Raw genomic sequence first — 18,619 nt, forward strand, 5'->3', positions numbered from 1 at the left:
AGGATGTTTTACTATGAATCTCAATTCAAATAAGTCATTAGTCCTTTATATTGAAAAATAAATGTTTGGTGAAGTATCGGTATTTTTCTCTATAATTCTGTAAAATTTCTACTTTATTCGCTAAATATTTTATTGTGATACAATCATCCATCCATTATTATTAGTATAAAAGTGGGGGTGTTAGTTATGAAAAAATCAAGAGGAATTGCCTTAAAACTTTCTTCCCTTATAATAGGATTATTTCTCATTTTATTTTTATCCTATACTGTCATAACGGGGATTATTATAAAAAAGCAAAGTGTTGAAGACGCAGAGCATGGAACATTACAATCAGCTGAATCTTCTGCAGCTATTATGAGTGAAAGATTTAAGAAAGCCAATACGACATTACAAACAACAAAGCGTATCATAGAAAGCATGGAGAAGAATAATACGTTGTCTACCAAGGGTGTCATAGACGTAATGGAAAACAATTTAGCTAGCAATAATGACATTCTTGGAGTAGGAGCAATCTTTGAGCAAGATTCTATTATTTTAGAACCAACTGAGGCTGCTTTAGTAGATACTAAAAAACGTTTTATCCCTTATTTAAGTAAGAACGGAAATGATATCTCGACTGCTCTAATCGAAGGTATTGATGATAAGAGTATTTCTGAATGGTATTGGGTACCAAAAGAAGAGAGACGTGCAGTTTTGACAGAGCCCTATGATTATAATGTAAACGGACAATCCGTATTAATGACAACGATTTCAGTGCCATTAATCAATGCCTCCGGAACATTTTTCGGTGTATTGACAGCCGATGTATCAATAGATTTTTTAAATGATTTAACAAAATTGAATGCCCCAGAAGGCGGTTATGCGGCAATAATTACGAATAAAGGTGTGCTAACAGCTAACAGTTTTGGTGAAGAGCTAGTTGGGCGCAATATGCAAGAGGATCCTACTTGGACAAGTATTAGTAAGACAATGGAAAATGGTGAGCTAACAAGTATGTACGTTGACTCTAATCAACTGAAGGAAAAGGCATATAATGTCTTTGCTCCAATGATTTTAGAGGGTATTGACGAAACATGGACTGTTCAAGTCGTGTTAGCTGAATCAAAGATTCTAGAAACATATAATCATGTATTTGTATTTACGATTATTGCTTCTATTATTATGGTGGTTTTGATGACCGCTGCAAGTGTGTTATTCATCTATAAACAACTAAAGCCACTTAAATTTTTACGTGCATCGATTGAAACTGCAGCTGAAGGGGATTTAACACAAAAGGTAGAAGAGCAATATATTAAGCCTGATGAAATTGGTGCAGTGGCTGTGGCCTATAATAATATGTTAGATAAAACCAATAGTGCGATTCAAACTGTACTAAATTCCACGAGGTTATTGAACCAATCTTCTAATCAGGTAAATGAGGCATTTAACGAGGTAGTTGCTTCTAGTCAGGAGGTTTCTGTAGCTATCAACGAGATTGCACAAGGAGCTTCGAAGCAGTCAGAGGATACAGAAGAAACAAATTATCGAATGATGGATTTATCAGATCAGATTGATGCCATTACGGCTCTTTCTAATGAAATGGATGAGCTATCTCATAAAACAGGTGTAACAACGGAAAAAGGATTGCAAGAAGTTGAAAGTTTAAGAGTACGTAATATGGAGACAAATGAAATGAATGGGCGTATCCAGCAGCAAATGGAATCATTAGCTTCTAATATTGCCAATATTAATCAGATTATTGCTTCGATCCAAAGCATTACCGAGCAGACTAATCTGCTAGCTTTAAATGCAAGTATTGAGGCTGCACGTGCTGGTGAGCATGGTAAAGGATTTGCTGTAGTTGCAGAGGAAGTTAGAAAGCTAGCAGAACAATCTAAAAATGAAACAGAAATTATTAAGAGTACAGTAGAAAGCATTCTTGAAAATTCTCAGCAAACGGTTGCTGTTATTGCATCTAATGCAGATTTAATGCAATCTCAAAATGAGTCAGTACAAAGCACGCAACTAGCGTTTAAAGATAGCAGTGACTTGTCAGGTTCAATTGCAAATTCTATTAGTGAATTAATGAATAAACTATCTAGCATGTTAGAGCATAAAAATCAGGCAATCATGGCTATCCAAAGTATTTCGGCTATTTCAGAGCAAACAGCAGCCTCTGCGGAACAAGTAAGTGCTTCTGCAATGGATCAACAAGCAGAATTACAAAAAGTAGCAGAGTCTATTCAAAATATGAACGATATTTCAAACGAGCTACAAGAAGTTGTAAATCGATTTAAGCTTGTTTAAAAGCAAAGGCTGCCTTCAATATAGAGGCAGTCTTCTTTTATTGTGAAAGTCAGAGAAATTGACCTAGAAGGAATTCAACACTACTATTAACACTGGAAGGGGGACATTGATATGATGTATCTCGGAATGATTTTCTTTCAAATTGTTGTTCCTATTTTAGTGTTACTTGTAATAGGCGCTATCCTACAAAAGAAATTTCGCTTTAATTTAAAAGCATTGTCTCAGCTTATTACATATTGCTTTATGCCGGCAGCTGTTTTTGTAAATTTATATGAAACACATGTGGAGTTATCGGTACTGGGAGAGGTCGGATTATTTATTATACTCTTTATAGGTAGTCAAATGTTACTCAGTCATTTTATGGCAAAAGGGCTAGGTTTAGCTAGAACAGAGGCAGCTGTCTTTAAAAATAGTGTGGTGCTTATTAACTCTGGCAATTACGGTATTCCAGTTGCTCAAATGATATTTGCCACGCAACCTATTGGAGTAGCCATTCAGGTCATGCTCGTAATCTTTCAAAATATGACTACGTATACATATGGATTATACAATTTAATTTCTTCTACAAAGTCGGGTATGACAATCATCAAGGATTTCTTTAAAATGCCTATTATTCATGCGCTGATTATAGGTGCCGCTATGAACTATTTTGGTATCGGTATTCCACAGTTTATCAAAATACCAGTAGAACATGTGGCAGATGGATTTATTGCTGTGGCCTTAATTACTTTAGGTGCGCAATTATCACAACTAGAGATGAAATCAATGTTTAATAAAACCGTCATTATCAGCTGTTTTACGCGATTAATTATTGGACCATCTGTTGCATTAGCCATTATTTATATATTGGGATTAGATGGAGTCGTCGCACAATCACTGTTTATAGCTAGTGCCTTTCCAACATCCCGTAATAGTTCTAGTCTAGCATTGGAATATGATGTAGAATCAGCAACAGCCGCGCAAGCTGTTTTATTTTCTACCATTGTAAGCTGTATAACTGTAACCATTGTGATCTATTTTGCGGAAGTATTATTTACCTAGTAAGATAAAAAATAACTTCCATCTCTTAGTATTATCTGCTACACTAGCATCAAACTAAATAGTATTAACTAGGGGAGTCTGATGAGTCAGGCTGAGAGGGAAACGCTACGAAGTTTCTTGACCCTTTGGACCTGATCTGGCTCATACCAGCGTGGGAAAGTTAAGAAGCTATTGCAGAGTATGCAATCAATAGACCTTTACATTCGTGGCCGGATCCAAATAATTATTTTGGATTCGGCCTTTATTTTTTGGATTGTTGGGGTGAGCTAGAATCGGTCCTTATATCAAAATAAATTTAAGGGAGAGAAGTAGCTCATGTCAGCAATTAGTGAAAAGAATATTACCATTATGTCTAGCTTTGAAGGAAGCAAAAAAGTATATGTGGAAGGATCACGCCCAGATATTCTAGTACCTATGCGAGAAATTGCATTAAGTCCGACAACAGGCAGTTTTGGAAATGAAGAAAATGCTCCTATTCGAGTATATGATACGAGTGGGCCCTATACAGATCCAGCCTACCAAGTAGATATTACGAAAGGTTTACCTGCCTTACGAAATGCATGGATTCAAGAGCGAGGGGATGTAGAAGCATATGAGGGACGCTCCATTAAACCGGAGGATAATGGCTTTCGTCATGTTGATGACCCGCGTATTCAAGAAAATGTCTTCCCTGAGTTGACGAGAAAGCCTTTGCGTGCTAAAAAAGGTAAAAATGTGACACAGCTTCACTATGCACGAAGGGGGATTATAACGCCTGAAATGGAGTTTGTAGCGATTCGTGAAAATATGAATGAAAGATAAGGATTTGAATACGACTGAAGCGATCCATCAAGGTATGAAGGAAAAGGCAGAGGAGTTTAAAAAAGCAGGCAGTCGAATTTACCAATAATGAAAGAAAAGGCTTATGTCAAAAAATAGACATAGGCCTTTTTTAATCAAAAAACTCCATGTGAATAGTGGATTCACATGGAGTAAAAGTTGGATTTGGATATCAATAATAAAGTGGAATATTAAACGTTTGTTGGTTGTTTTACATATGGGTTTGTAAGGTCCATACCTTCTAATGAAAGACCCATCGCTTTTGCGACACCTTCACCATATGCTGGGTCAGCTAGATAGCAGTGAAGAATGTGACGGCGTTTGATGAATTCTTCAACAGAAGCCATATCATTCGCTGTATTTTCAAATAGACGTTGTTGCTCTTCCACCGTCAATAGACGGAATAGCTTACCTGGTTGCTCAAAGTAATTATTATCGTCTTCACGGAAGTCATGAATACCTGCATGACCATCAATGCGTAATTCAGGCTCTTTATGGTCTAAATTATGCTCCCACTCGCCATAGCTATTTGGTTCATAGCTTAATGTCGAACCGAGATTGCCATCAAAGCGCATTGCTCCGTCGCGGTGGAAAGTACGGAATGGACATTTTGGTGCGTTGACAGGAAGCATATAGTGATTTACACCAAGACGATAGCGTTGTGCATCCGCATATGCAAAGATACGACCTTGTAACATTTTATCTGGCGAGAAGCTGATACCAGGAACAATGTTAGAAGGTGCAAATGCAGCTTGTTCAACTTCTGCAAAGTAGTTGTCTGGATTTTTGTTTAACTCGAACTCACCTACAGGAATTAATGGGAAATCTTTTTTATACCATACCTTTGTTAAATCAAATGGGTTGTATGGTAGCTCACGAGCTTGTTCCTCTGTCATTACCTGAATGTACATTTTCCATTTAGGGAAATCGCCTTTTTCAATTGCTTCATATAAATCACGTTGTGAAGATTCACGGTCTTGACCAATAATCTCATTTGCCTCGGCACCAGTTAAGTTCTTAATGCCTTGCTCTGTACGGAAGTGGAATTTAACCCAAACACGTTCATTATTAGCATTGATAAAGCTATACGTATGAGAACCAAATCCGTGCATATTACGATAACCAGCTGGAATACCACGGTCAGACATAACAATTGTCACTTGGTGAAGTGCTTCAGGTAATGAAGTCCAGAAATCCCAGTTAGAATTGGCATTTTTCATATTTGTACGTGGGTCACGTTTTACCACATGGTTTAAATCTGTAAAGTGTAATGGGTCGCGGAAGAAGAATACAGGCGTATTGTTCCCTACTAAATCCCAGTTTCCATCTTCTGTATAGAATTTAAGGGCGAAGCCACGAATATCTCGCTCTGCATCTGCTGCACCACGCTCACCCGCTACTGTAGAGAAACGTGCGAACATTTCAGTTTTCTTGCCGATCTCTGAGAAGATTTTCGCCTTAGTATATTGTGAAATATCATGCGTTACAGTAAAAGTACCAAATGCACCTGATCCTTTTGCGTGCATACGACGTTCTGGAATTACTTCACGATTGAAGTTTGCTAGTTTTTCAACTAACCATACATCCTGAAGTAAAAGAGGGCCACGTGGACCTGCTGACATAGAGTCATGGTTACTTACTACTGGAGCACCACCTGCTGTTGTAAAGCGACGGCTACGATCATTTGCGTTTGTCATATTGGTTTACCTCCTGAAAAAAATGTGAGTCAAACTCTTCGTCTATAACTATAACAAATATAAAATAGAATTGCTAGTACATTATAATAATTATCGTTAAAGAATTTTTATATTTAAGTATAAACTATAAATATATGCGCTAGACATACGAATTATACATAGTTTCTAGCTTTAATTTATTTTATCTGATCGCAATTTTTATAGATAATTGTCACATTAAGATCAAGATAATGACTGTATGATAAAAATCTTTATTGAAAATGAAATCAACTAATTGAAAATTATTTTAATCAATCTTTTAATTTTTTCTATATCGGTTAGGCGTAATACCAATTTGTTGCTTAAATAATTTTATAAAATAATTTGGGTCATCAAAACCGTTTAAATGAGCGATTTCGCTAATAGCAAAATCTGTTTCTAGCAGCATTTTTGTGGCATGATGAATTCTTACTTGCTGTAAATAGCGCTTAAATGGTAAACCTTGTTTTCTTGAGAAAATCGTACTTAAATAATTGGGGCTTATTCCAAGCTTATGAGCGACAAAGGGAAGAGACAGTGCGCTATCTTTAAATTGTTGATCAATTATTTCTATAGCTAGTTCAACATAATCAGCTCGTTTCTCTATTCGAGCTTCCTTTGCTAACTCAATTAATGTCTGCGTGAAAGAAATAATCCCATTGAGTATCGTATAAAATATAGGATGCTCAATGATTAAATGAAATAGCTGACGGTAGTTTTGTTCGATAACCGCTTTTTCATGTAATTTATATTTCAGCATAAAGCGTCTAATTTGTGCTAAGACACTCGTCAGATGAATGCGTAAATCATCTTGCTCATAATATATGCCTTCATTAGAAAGCCGGTATAAAAATGTTTTAACGGCCTCTAGGTTTCCATCTTCCAAACTACTTATTAGTAATTGTTGCTCTTCTGGTGTCAGTAAGGGATCAAAGGGCTGAGTTTCATATTGTTTGCTCGCGTAAAAAATATGGCCAAAGCCCTCATAAAAACTTTGATTTAGTGCACGCTTTGTTCTTGTATACATATTTTTAATGGTTGTAGGTGTTCCATCATATATCCCAATATTTAAAGAACTATTACTAATCAATCGCCATTCCTTCATAAGTGTACGTACATCCTTTTCCACAATCCTTATATCATTTGTTTGAAAAAGACATACGATTCTATTAGATAGAGGGTAGGTTTTCATATGAAAGTGAATCGGTGTTTGTTGAAGCCAATTGTAAAGCTTATTAAAGGTTTCAGTATGCTCGGGTTCAATCATTGTGAAATGTAATGTTGTCTCAATTGAACTTGATTTATTATCTAAAAATAATTGATTATAAAAGGAATCGTTTGTAGTCTCTTGAGCATCTTCTGTAATCTGTGGTGTGCGAAGAGAAATGGTTGTGAGTTTTTTCTTTAATAGCTCTAAATCAATAGGCTTCACAAAAAGATGTGCTACCTGTAAGTCAATAGCTTTCAGCGCATTTTTAAATAATGGCTCTGTTGTCATGGCTAAAATGGCACCAGAAAGCTTTTGTAAATCACGATAAAGAGCAGCTAAGCGATTATTAGGAAATAAATCGATATTTAACAGTATGGCGTCAGGTTCAAATTGTCGAATGATTTGAGACACCTCTGAAATACTTGTACACATTTCAATCAAAACATCTCCAGGGAAATATGTATGTAAAAACCATTTTATTCCTGCTAGGTCGGTTGGATCGCGATCAATTAATAACAGCTTCATACCATCAGCCTTTCTTAAAATATTCAAGTTTCATACAAAAGTACGGTTATATTAATAAAAATAACATAGTAATCTGAAAAAAGTCTTGTTTTCTCTATTAAAATTCTCTATATTCTGAAAAAGGTAGTTAGTACAATGTAAATAGAGTAATTGATCATCAGCAGAAGCCAACTTTAGTTATGAAAACGCTTAATAAGTTTGATACTGATGTTTTTATATTACGAAAATATGAATGAAGATAATTTATTTACATAGCCATATAGGGAATAGGGGGATGTCATGTGAAGTCAATCATCGAGCTTGATGGCAATACATTAACAAGACAACAAATAGAGGAAATCGTGAAGGGGCAAGCAACAGTTGCACTTGCTACAGAGAGTTTGGAACGTATTCGTTTAAGTAGAGAGCGTATCGAAAAGCGTTTAGCTGAAGGCCAAACAATTTATGGTGTGAATACAGGGTTTGGCAAACTCAGCAATATAAAAATTGAAGAAGAAGACATTGAGCTATTGCAGCTAAATTTATTACGATCAGATGCAACCGGTGTTGGTGAACCATTCCCAACAGATGTTGTACGTGCAATGATGGTGTTACGTGCCAATGCTTTGGCCAGAGGTTTTTCTGGCATTCGTGAGGAAACTGTCCAACTATTGTTGAATTTTATTAATAAAGGTGTTCATCCAATTGTTCCGTCACAAGGTTCTGTAGGAGCAAGTGGTGATTTAGCGCCTTTATCACATTTGGCATTAGTGTTAGTGGGAGAAGGAAAGGCTGAGTTTAACGGAGAAATCATGAGTGGTAGTGATGCGCTAAAGCAAGCAGGATTAACCCCTGTTAGACTTCAAGCTAAAGAGGGGCTAGCATTAGTTAACGGTACGCAAGCTATGACGGGTATAGGTGTATTAACGGTCAATGAAGCTGAACGAATCGGTCTTGCAGCGGATATGGCTGCTAGCTTAACACTGGAAGCTTTAAAGGGCATTACCTCGGCATTTGATCCAGCACTTTTAGCAGTAAGACCACATCCAGAGTTAGAACTAGTGGGCGGGCGTATTCGTAAGTGGCTCGATGGCAGTAAACGTGTGACAAAGCAGGGTGAAATTCGCATGCAGGATGCTTATTCACTACGTTGTATACCGCAAGTACATGGTGCTTCTTGGCAGTCATTTTTCTACGCACAGGACCGTGTTCAAACTGAAATGAATGCAACAACTGATAATCCAATTGTTTTAGAAAGCGGGGAGGTTTTATCGGGTGGGCATTTCCATGGACAGCCAATAGCCTTGGCAATGGACTTTTTGAAAATAGGTGTATGTGAATGGGCCAATATCTCAGAACGCCGTACAGAACGTATGGTAAACCCTCAACTTAATGAAGGGCTGCCACCGTTTCTAGCAACAAACCCTGGGATTGAATGTGGACTTATGATTGCTCAATATACAGCAGCCTCTATTGTCTCAGAAAATAAAGTTTTAGCACATCCTTCGAGTGTGGATTCTATTCCTACGTCAGGTAACCAAGAGGATCATGTAAGTATGGGAACAACTTCGGCACGTCAAGTACGTCAGATTGTTCATAATGCTGCTCGCGTTGTAGCTATCGAATTGATTTGTGCATCACAGGCTATTCATTTAGACAAGGCAGAAGAGCAATTATCTCCTACTACAAGTAAATTCTTAAAGAAGGTGCGTGAATTCTGTCCACCATTGCTAGCCGATCAACCAATTGGCGATGAAATTGAAGCATTGGCTAAATATCTACTATCAAGTAATGATTTAGTAAATGAGTATGTGTAAATTGCATTGAATTTTTGATAAGAAAGAGCAAAGGCGTCGCTCGGTTAACACCGAGTAGCCTCTGCTTTAAAAATATTTATATGTTTTTAAGTCTGAATATTCAGTTATCTGTAGATTTAGACAGTAATATTCACATTATTTTTAATAGGAAAAGGAGCGTGTTTTGAATGGTATTTAAGACAGATATTCGTGCACCACGTGGAAATGAACTAACATGTAAGGGATGGACACAGGAAGCAGCAATGCGTATGTTAATGAACAATCTTGACCCAGAGGTGGCAGAGAATCCAGATGAACTAATTGTTTATGGGGGTATTGGTAAGGCTGCTCGTAACTGGGAAAGTTATGAACAAATCATTGCATCTTTAAAAGAATTAGAGAATGATGAGACTCTATTAATCCAATCTGGAAAGCCGGTAGCTGTATTCCGTACACATGAGCATTCACCTCGCGTGCTGATTGCCAATTCAAACCTTGTACCAGCATGGGCAAATTGGGATCACTTTTATGAATTAGAAGAAAGAGATTTAATGATGTATGGTCAAATGACTGCTGGGAGTTGGATTTATATTGGTGCTCAAGGAATTTTACAAGGCACTTATCTGTCCTTTGTAGAAGCAGGCAAAAAGGTATTTGGCACTGCTGATTTGCGTGGTAAATTCATCCTTACAGGTGGGATGGGCGGTATGAGTGGTGCACAGCCATTAGCAGGGAAAATGGCTGGTGCTGTAATTTTAGTTGTTGAAGTTGAACGTGCGCGCATTGAACGTAAAATCAAAGAAGGCTACTGTGATTATATTGTAGAGACTGTAGATGAAGCAATTGCATTAGTTAATAAATTACGTGACCAAAATGAGCCAGCATCCATTGGCCTTGTTGGTAACTGTGCTGATGTTAATCGTGAGTTGTTGAATCGTGGAATTATTCCAGATTTTGTGACAGACCAAACATCTGCACATGATCCGATTAATGGTTATGTACCTAATGGCATGACCTTTGAAGAAGCGCTAAAACTTCGCAAAGAGGATGTAAAAACATATGAGCGTAAAGCAAAAGAAACAATGGCAGAGCATGTTCGTACAATGCTAGAGTTCCAAGAGGCAGGCGCAGAAGTATTTGATTATGGGAATAACATCCGCGCCTATGCCAAAGAAATGGGTGTGACAAATGCCTTTGATTTCCCAGGCTTTGTACCAGCGTATATTCGTCCTTTATTCTGTGAAGGAAAGGGCCCATTCCGTTGGGCGGCGCTTTCAGGAAACCCTGAGGATATATATAAAACAGATGCACTGGCAAAAGAGATGTTCGCAGAAGATGAGGGGCTAGTCAATTGGATTGATATGGCACAAAAAATGGTGAAATGGCAAGGGTTACCTGCACGCATTTGCTGGCTAGGCTATGGTGATCGTCATCGTTTTGCATTAAAAGTAAATGAAATGGTTGCAAATGGTGAATTATCAGCACCAATTGTCTTTGGCCGTGATCACTTAGATTCAGGTTCTGTAGCATCACCAAATCGTGAAACAGAAGGGATGCTAGATGGTTCGGATGCGGTATCGGATTGGCCAATTTTAAATGCTCTTGTTAATACTGCGAGTGGTGCAAGCTGGGTAAGCGTACACCATGGTGGTGGTGTAGGAATGGGTTATTCACAGCATGCAGGTCAAGTCTTAGTAGCAGATGGATCAGAGCTTGCCGCTGAAAAAATTGCACGTGTATTAGTTTCAGACCCTGGAATGGGCGTTGCTCGTCATGCTGATGCAGGCTACGATATTGCTATCAATACAGCAAAAAACAAAGGTGTCCATATACCAATGTTAAAGGGTGATGTGAAGTGACCATTCTAATAAAAAATGCAAATGAAGTAATTACACTGAAAAGTAATGCACAAGGGCCACGTACAAAAGAACAAATGCAGGAAATTGCAGTAATAGAATATGGCAGTGTTCTAATTGAAGAAGAGCGTATTGTAGCAGTAGGAGCTTATGAACAACTAGAAGAAGACTTCCCAGAATTAATAAAGAAAGCAGAAACGATTGATGCTACTGGTAAGATTGTTATGCCTGGCTTAGTGGATTGTCATACACATTTAGTGCATGGTGGAACACGCGAGCAAGAGTTTAATATGAGATTAAATGGTTCTACCTATATGGAAATCATGAATGCAGGCGGCGGCATTCATGCTACAACAGAGCGTACACGAGAAACAAGCTTTGATGAATTATATGAAAAGACGATGCAGCATTTAGATGTATTTTTAAAGCATGGCGTAACAACAGTTGAAGCAAAATCAGGCTATGGCTTGGACTGGGAAACGGAAAAGAAACAGCTAGAGGTCGCAAAAGAATTACAAGCTACACATCATATTGATGTCATTAGCACGTTTATGGGAGCCCATGCAGTTCCTCGTGATTATAAGGGGCGTGAGGATGAATTTGTGGATATTGTGGTCCATGAGATGTTGCCAAAAGTGGCGGAACTAGAGTTGGCTGAATTTAATGATGTATTTTGTGAAAAGGGCGTCTTTACACCCGACCAATCCCGCCGCATTTTAGAGGCTGGAAAAGCACTAGGCTTAACCCCAAAAATACATGCGGATGAGATCGAACCTTATCAAGGCGCCGAGCTGGCTGCGGAAGTAGAGGCTATTTCTGCGGAGCATTTGTTAGTTGCTTCTGATAAGGGAATTCGAAAAATGGCTGAGGCGGGTACAATTGCTGTATTGCTGCCAGGTACTGCATTCTTCTTACGTGCACCTTTTGCAAGAGGGCGTCTAATGATTGACGAGGGAGTACCTGTGGCGATATCAACAGATTTTAACCCTGGGTCATCCCCAACAATGAGTCTACCCTTCATTATGAATTTAGCTTGTATGCATATGGGTATGACATTGGAAGAAGTATTAACGGCAACAACAATTAATGCAGCATATGCACTAAATCGAGGCGAGCAAATTGGTTCCCTTGAAGCACATAAAAAAGCTGACGTACTTATCCTTGATGTTGCGAATTACAAGCAACTGCAATATTTCTACGGCATGAACCATACACATACAGTAATCAAAAATGGGCAAGTTGTTGTACAAAACGGAATTCTGCTGAAAGATCAATAATAATAATGGGCATAAATAAGGCTGAGTAGCTTTATTTATGCTTTTTTTATAAATTAGTTGCAAATGCTTTTCTGAAAGATTATAATTCTAATAAATAGTAATTATCGAATTACAAATTACTTAAACCTTGTAATTATAGAAGGGGTTATACAATGAAAAAGTTTCGTACCGAAGATGAAGTGCTTGCACATTATGATTCTTCAAAATATCTAACACCTGATGGATATACCGCAGATATTGCTATTTTTACAATTACCTCAGAGAAAACAGAGGAAAAAGCACCGCCAAACATGACGCTAAAGATTATGTTAATTAAGCGTGCTACTAAGGATGCTGAAGGAAATCCCAATATTGAAGGAGGGAAATGGGCGCTTCCTGGGGGCTTTGTAGATGCAAATCAAAAAGAAACTGCCTTTATTGCAGCAAAGAGAGAATTAAAAGAAGAAACAAATGTAGAAGGTTTACATGTTCAACATTTTGGTGTTTATGATGAGATTGATCGAGATCCACGTGGTTGGATGATTTCGAATGCATTTTATGCCATTGTTCCTGAGACATATATTGAGCAACGACAAGCGAATGATGATGCAGATGATGTAGAATTGTTCGATATAAAAAGTGTATTTACGCTTCAATTAGCTTTCGATCATCGAAAAATCATTTCCGATGCGTTGCATTTTATTAAAAGGGATATGATACAAACAACTGTTGCCAAAAACTTTTTACCACAAGAGTTTACATTGTCCGAATTGCAACGAGTACTTCTAACAGTTGGAGAAGATCCACGAATCTCTAACGATTCCGTATTCTTTACAAAAGCACCTAAATTACCATTTATCGAAAAAGCATTGGATGAAGAAGGAAAACCGAAGAAAACAAAAAGAAATTCGTTTCGGCCTTCCCAGCTCTATACATTTAATGATTTCGAAATGGTAGAGTCTATCTATCATTAGGAAAGATCCGTCTTTCCTGTTTATTTTAAAGAAAGTAATTTGTAATTTAAGTATTACTAATTAAAAAATGGAGTGATGAAATGATGAAAAAGCGTGCATTAATTAATATTGATTATACAGTGGATTTCGTTGCGACGGATGGGGCTCTTACTTGTGGAGAGCCTGGGCAACTGCTCGAACATGCAAATGTTGATTTAACAAAGGAGTTTATTAAGAGCGGGGATTTTACAGTATTTGCGATAGATGTTCATGAAAAGGGAGATGTTTATCATCCAGAAACAAAGCTATTCCCACCTCATAATATTCGTCATACAGAAGGTAGAGAGTTATATGGTGCATTAAACTCATTATATGAAGAAAATAAAGACCAAGATTTCGTCTATTACATTGATAAAACGCGTTATTCTGCTTTTGCAGGAACAGATTTAGAATTGAAATTGCGTGAAAGAGGAATTACTGAGCTGCATTTAATCGGCGTTTGTACAGATATTTGTGTTCTTCATACAGCAGTAGATGCTTATAATAAAGGGTTCGATATCGTTATTCATAAAAATGCTGTCGCCTCCTTTAATCAAGCTGGACATGAGTGGGCGTTAAATCATTTCGAGCATACTCTAGGTGCCACTATTATTTAACATGAATGGAGGGGAAAATATGAAATATGTAGATGATAGTTTCATGTTACACACGGACCTATACCAAATTAATATGGTTCAAACTTATTGGCAAGATGGTGTTCATCAACGTAAAGCTGTTTTCGAACTATATTTTAGAAAGCTTCCATTTGGCAATGGCTATGGAGTTTTCGCTGGATTGAAAAAAGTGATTGAGTTTATTAATAACTTTGGTTTCTCTCAAAGCGATATTCAATATTTACGAGAAGAGGGGAAGTATCCCGAGGAATTTCTTGAATATCTAAAAGAACTTAAATTTACAGGGACAATTAAGGGGATGAGAGAGGGAGAACTGGTCTTTGCTAACGAGCCTATCCTGCGAATTGAAGCACCATTAGCAGAGGCTCAATTAATTGAAACGCCGTTGTTAAATATCGTTAATTACCAAACCCTGATTGCGACAAAAGCTTCACGTATCAAACAAGTGACGGGTGAGGATGTGGTAATGGAATTTGGAACCCGCCGCGCACACGAATTTGATGCTGCTATTTGGGGAACTCGTGCTGCTTATATAGGTGGATTCTCTGCAACAAGCAATGTAAGAGCAGGAAAATTATTCGGTATTCCTGTGTCAGGAACACATGCCCATGCGATGATTCAAACCTATCGAGATGAATACACTGCGTTTAAAAAATACGCAGCAGCCCATAAAGACTGTGTTTTCCTAGTAGATACTTATGATACGCTACGTTCTGGTGTTCCTAATGCTATCCGCGTAGCAAAGGAGTTAGGGAATCAAATTAATTTTATTGGTATCCGTTTAGACAGTGGAGATTTAGCCTATCTCTCAAAACAGGCAAGGAAAATGCTAGATGATGCAGGATTTACAGCAGCTAAAATTATGGCTTCGAATGATTTGGATGAATATACAATTATGCATTTAAAGTCACAAGGGGCGCAAATTGATGCTTGGGGAATCGGAACTAAGCTGATTACAGCCTATGATCAAGCAGCTCTTGGTGGAGTATACAAATTAGTTTCGATAGAAAATGAAAGTGGAGAACTGGTTGATACCATTAAAATTTCAGCAAATCCTGAAAAAGTGACTACACCTGGACGTAAACGTGTTTACCGTATTATTAATTCGGAGAATGGTCATGCTGAGGGAGACTATATAGCGTTAGATGATGAAGATATCCAGCAAGAAGAAAGATTGAAAATGTTCCACCCTATTCATACGTATATTAGTAAATTTGTTACAAATTTTACGGCAAAAGAGTTACATGAAAGTATTATAGAAAATGGAAATATTGTTTATGAGGAGCCAACTATTCAAGAAATACAAAAATATGTACAGGAAAACTTACATTTATTGTGGTGTGAGTATAAACGAACAATGAATCCGGAAGAATATCCAGTCGATTTAAGTCAAGCGTGTTGGGACAATAAACTGGCAAGCATACAGGCAATAAAAGAAAAGATTTCACAACGTATTTAAAAGTCAACTGCTAGGAGGTAGAGACGATGGCGAGAATAGGCATTTATGGTTCATCATTTGATCCTATTACCAATGTCCATCTTTGGACAGCAAGCACTGTGGCACATCGGTGTAAGTTAGATAAGGTTATTTTTTTGCCTTGTTCAAATAAACGCAAAGATAAAACCATAAAAACAGCAGATACACATCGTTGGAATATGCTTCAGTTAGCTATTGCTAAGGACGATCGTTTTATTGCAGATTCCTATGAGATGGATCAAGAAGGCTGGAATATTTACACATATGACACCATGAAATACTTTAGAGTGAAGAACCCGGAGGATGAGGTCCATTTTATTATGGGTGCTGATTTACTAGTGGATATTGGTGCAGGTTTATGGAAAAAGGGCGACGCATTAGTAGCGGAGAATAAATTTATTGTAATGGCACGACATGGCATCGATATGCTATCAACCATTAGTCGTTCTCCAATTTTAAGAAATAATGATGATGGAAGATTCCATCTTATAGATAAAGGGCTAGCGATGGAAATTAGCTCTACCTATATTCGAGAAGAATTTGCAATGGGGGGAGAACCAAGATACCTCTTGCCTACTGCTTGTTACAACTATATTAAAGAACATCATCTTTATCAAAAATAAAATAGAGTAGCTATCATTATAAGTGTGGATACTACCACACTTATTTTAATTTTGAAAAGATGGTGAATTTTATCATATAGAGCTCAGGGTAAGCTATAATAAAAATAGTAATGGGTACAAATTTTTTGCTGTCAATTTTTAATAATGATTAATGTTAGAAAGGAATTCATGAATGTGCAGCTTACATTAACATTTCTTATTTTAGGAGCAACAATTTTCGCATTTGTGACCAATAAAATACGAGCAGATCTTGTAGCAATTGTGTCACTTTTAGCATTTGTCATTATGGATATTTTGACGCCCGCGGAGGCATTAGCTGGTTTTTCAAACTCTGTAGTTTTAATGATTGCAGGGTTATTTGTCGTGGGTGCAGGGATCCTACGTACGGGCCTGGCAGGCATGGCGGGCCAACTCTTACTAAAATGGTCAGGCAATAGTGAGCTGAAGTTATTTGTGCTACTACTTATTATTGTAGGATCGGTTGGTGCATTTATGAGTAATACGGGTACTGTCGCCTTAATGATGCCAATCGTTGTAAGTATAGCAATTAGTATGAAAATTAGCCCTTCTAAATTTCTACTACCACTCTCCTATGTAGCAAGTCTTTCTGGTTTGATGACACTGATTGCATCCCCAACCAATTTAATTGTCAGTCAGTTATTGGTTGATCGAGGCTATAACAAACTTGGCTTTTTTGAAGTAACTCCTATTGGTATCGTGGGGATGATTGCTGGCATTATCTATTTAGTACTTGTAAGAAATATTTTATTACCAAAGGATCAAAACCGTACACAGACCAATGAAGGTTATAAACTTTCACCAAAAAAAATTATTAAGCAATATGATTTAAATAATCGTCTATTTAAAATCTCCGTTCCTGAGGCGTCACCTATTATTGAAACATCGTTAGCGGAATTAAAACTACCAGCTAAGTATATGCTTTGTATGATGAAAATTCATCGGAAATCACAGGAGGGCATTAATTTACTACCGATGACTTATCAAGAAATGGCAGGTCCAACTAGTGTCATTCATGCCAAGGATGAGTTATATGTTCAAGGAGAAATAGAGGATATCCGTCGTTTTGTTGAGGATTATCATCTTGAGATGCAAGGATTAGTTGAAGGAGAAGCCGATGAATTGGTATCGAAGCATCTGGGTATTGCTGAGGTATTGCTTACCCCCAATTCGAGCTTTATCAATGAAACGGTTAGTTCCCTTGGATTCCGGGAAAAATACAATCTAAATATCATTGGTATTAATCGTAAGGGTGGTTACAAGCTTCAGGATATGGTATCTCACAAATTAAAATTTGGAGACGCAATATTAGTACAGGGAGCATGGGATGAAATTCTTTTGTTAGCAAGAGAAACGCAAGATGTCGTGGTTGTCGGACAGCCGAAAGAACACGCAAGTGTGGCAGCGGCTACAGGCAAAGCTGGAATTGCCGGGATTATTATGTTATTCATGATTATTTTGATGGCATTTGAAATTTTCCCTGCTGTCATTTCTGTGATGATTGGTGCTGTACTTATGATTTTAACAGGTTGCTTGAGAAACATGGAAGATGCCTATAGCAATATGAATTTTGAAAGTATTGTGCTAGTGGCTGCCATGTTACCAATGGCGACAGCGTTAGAAAAAACAGGGGGCATGACCATTTTATCTGATGGTATTATTAATGCTTTAGGTGGTTTCGGACCATACGGCGTACTCATAGGAGTTTATATTTTGACAGCTGTTTTTGGTCAATTTATTAGTAATACGGCAACTGCTGTATTGTTTGCACCCATTGCCATGAGTGCAGCCATTGCAATGGAAGTTAGTCCCACAACATTTATGATTGCAGTCGCAGTTGCAGCAAGTATGGCATTTGCTACGCCAATTGCTTCCCCTACGAATGCACTGGTAATGACGGCGGGTGGCTATAAATTTATGGATTTCGTAAGAATAGGGGTTCCGTTACAACTTGTTATGTTTATTGTGATGATGATAGCCATCCCGTTCTTTTTCCCATTTTAAAAACTCGGTTTCTTTACCGAGTTTTTTGTTTTTTTAAAGATCTATTATTTTTTTGTAGGAAATTATGATAAAATTATTTTCTAGTTCATGGTCTAACATTGAGCTAGCTTGTGAATAGATTTGATAGTTATTAATATAGGAAGTTTTACTTTGATAATAAAAAAATTAAAGTTTTTTATTAAAAAGTGTTGACCTTTTAAAAATAAGGGTGTAGTATTATACAAGTCGCCAGGGTGACACGCTAAAATAAAGCAAAACATGAACCTTGAAAACTGAACAAGCAAAACGTAATCAATAAAGTTTTAAGTAACTAGTTTAGCTAGTGAACGAAACACAATTTTGGACATCAAACATGATGCCAGCAAAACAATTTGAGCTAATCAAATT

General features: G+C 37.4%; 12 protein-coding genes, 1 pseudogene and 1 riboswitch. Of the genes and pseudogenes, 11 read left to right on the top strand and 2 right to left on the bottom strand.

Annotated elements, in window-relative coordinates; genetic code table 11:
- Positions 1-186 precede the first annotated feature (186 nt).
- The 3 genes and pseudogenes from HCH28_RS13925 to HCH28_RS13935 all read left to right on the top strand — a co-directional run.
- Positions 187-2,286 carry a methyl-accepting chemotaxis protein gene (locus HCH28_RS13925; RefSeq protein WP_221681381.1) on the top strand — a complete coding sequence of 700 codons (2,100 nt, stop codon included), beginning with the start codon at positions 187-189 and terminating at the stop codon, positions 2,284-2,286.
- 111 nt (positions 2,287-2,397) lie between these two features.
- The gene (locus tag HCH28_RS13930) at positions 2,398-3,327 is read left to right on the top strand and encodes an AEC family transporter (protein ID WP_221681382.1); all 930 of its coding nucleotides are present in this window, start codon (positions 2,398-2,400) and stop codon (positions 3,325-3,327) included.
- A 60-nt stretch (positions 3,328-3,387) separates the two neighbouring features.
- Positions 3,388-3,502, top strand: a riboswitch (TPP riboswitch).
- Between the two features lie 140 nt (positions 3,503-3,642).
- Positions 3,643-4,116: pseudogene (locus HCH28_RS13935) on the top strand (phosphomethylpyrimidine synthase ThiC); the annotation flags it as partial.
- Positions 4,117-4,337: 221 nt separating this feature from the next.
- Here HCH28_RS13935 and HCH28_RS13940 read toward each other — a convergent pair.
- On the bottom strand, positions 4,338-5,843 hold the full coding sequence (locus tag HCH28_RS13940; RefSeq protein WP_221681383.1) for a catalase: 1,506 nt from the start codon (positions 5,841-5,843) through the stop codon (positions 4,338-4,340).
- A gap of 298 nt (positions 5,844-6,141) precedes the next feature.
- A complete protein-coding gene (locus HCH28_RS13945) occupies positions 6,142-7,596 on the bottom strand; it encodes a helix-turn-helix domain-containing protein (RefSeq protein WP_221681384.1) in 1,455 nt (484 codons plus the stop codon).
- A gap of 290 nt (positions 7,597-7,886) precedes the next feature.
- Between HCH28_RS13945 and hutH the strand changes: the two genes are divergently transcribed.
- The 8 genes from hutH (at position 7,887) to HCH28_RS13985 (ending at position 18,232) form a co-directional block, all read left to right on the top strand.
- A complete protein-coding gene (hutH, locus tag HCH28_RS13950; RefSeq protein ID WP_202342749.1) occupies positions 7,887-9,392 on the top strand; it encodes a histidine ammonia-lyase in 1,506 nt (501 codons plus the stop codon).
- A gap of 167 nt (positions 9,393-9,559) precedes the next feature.
- On the top strand, positions 9,560-11,230 hold the full coding sequence (hutU, locus tag HCH28_RS13955) for a urocanate hydratase (RefSeq protein ID WP_004233805.1): 1,671 nt from the start codon (positions 9,560-9,562) through the stop codon (positions 11,228-11,230).
- On the top strand, positions 11,227-12,504 hold the full coding sequence (gene hutI / locus HCH28_RS13960) for an imidazolonepropionase (protein WP_221681385.1): 1,278 nt from the start codon (positions 11,227-11,229) through the stop codon (positions 12,502-12,504). Before hutU ends, hutI begins: the two co-directional genes overlap by 4 nt.
- 152 nt (positions 12,505-12,656) lie before the next feature.
- Positions 12,657-13,457 carry an NUDIX domain-containing protein gene (locus HCH28_RS13965; protein WP_221681386.1) on the top strand — a complete coding sequence of 267 codons (801 nt, stop codon included), beginning with the start codon at positions 12,657-12,659 and terminating at the stop codon, positions 13,455-13,457.
- 80 nt (positions 13,458-13,537) lie between these two features.
- Positions 13,538-14,092 carry a cysteine hydrolase family protein gene (locus tag HCH28_RS13970; protein ID WP_221681387.1) on the top strand — a complete coding sequence of 185 codons (555 nt, stop codon included), beginning with the start codon at positions 13,538-13,540 and terminating at the stop codon, positions 14,090-14,092.
- Between the two features lie 19 nt (positions 14,093-14,111).
- The gene (locus HCH28_RS13975) at positions 14,112-15,569 is read left to right on the top strand and encodes a nicotinate phosphoribosyltransferase (RefSeq protein WP_221681388.1); all 1,458 of its coding nucleotides are present in this window, start codon (positions 14,112-14,114) and stop codon (positions 15,567-15,569) included.
- A gap of 26 nt (positions 15,570-15,595) precedes the next feature.
- Positions 15,596-16,210, top strand: a complete 615-nt coding sequence (gene nadD / locus HCH28_RS13980) for a nicotinate-nucleotide adenylyltransferase (RefSeq protein ID WP_221681389.1) — start codon at positions 15,596-15,598, stop codon at positions 16,208-16,210.
- Positions 16,211-16,378: 168 nt separating this feature from the next.
- The gene (locus tag HCH28_RS13985; RefSeq protein ID WP_221681390.1) at positions 16,379-18,232 is read left to right on the top strand and encodes an SLC13 family permease; all 1,854 of its coding nucleotides are present in this window, start codon (positions 16,379-16,381) and stop codon (positions 18,230-18,232) included.
- Positions 18,233-18,619: the final 387 nt, after the last annotated feature.

This window comes from Lysinibacillus sp. K60 (assembly GCF_019731275.1).
GTDB classification, from domain to species: domain Bacteria; phylum Bacillota; class Bacilli; order Bacillales_A; family Planococcaceae; genus Lysinibacillus; species Lysinibacillus capsici.

Bases quoted from the DNA above. Each gene is read 5' to 3' on its own strand.
- HCH28_RS13925 (WP_221681381.1), top strand. From the start codon at position 187: ATGAAAAAATCAAGAGGAATTGCCTTAAAACTTTCTTCCCTTATAATA.
- HCH28_RS13930 (WP_221681382.1), top strand. From the start codon at position 2,398: ATGATGTATCTCGGAATGATTTTCTTTCAAATTGTTGTTCCTATTTTA.
- HCH28_RS13940 (WP_221681383.1), bottom strand. From the start codon at position 5,843: ATGACAAACGCAAATGATCGTAGCCGTCGCTTTACAACAGCAGGTGGT.
- HCH28_RS13945 (WP_221681384.1), bottom strand. From the start codon at position 7,596: ATGAAGCTGTTATTAATTGATCGCGATCCAACCGACCTAGCAGGAATA.
- hutU (WP_004233805.1), top strand. From the start codon at position 9,560: ATGGTATTTAAGACAGATATTCGTGCACCACGTGGAAATGAACTAACA.
- HCH28_RS13965 (WP_221681386.1), top strand. From the start codon at position 12,657: ATGAAAAAGTTTCGTACCGAAGATGAAGTGCTTGCACATTATGATTCT.
- HCH28_RS13970 (WP_221681387.1), top strand. From the start codon at position 13,538: ATGATGAAAAAGCGTGCATTAATTAATATTGATTATACAGTGGATTTC.
- HCH28_RS13975 (WP_221681388.1), top strand. From the start codon at position 14,112: ATGAAATATGTAGATGATAGTTTCATGTTACACACGGACCTATACCAA.
- nadD (WP_221681389.1), top strand. From the start codon at position 15,596: ATGGCGAGAATAGGCATTTATGGTTCATCATTTGATCCTATTACCAAT.
- HCH28_RS13985 (WP_221681390.1), top strand. From the start codon at position 16,379: ATGAATGTGCAGCTTACATTAACATTTCTTATTTTAGGAGCAACAATT.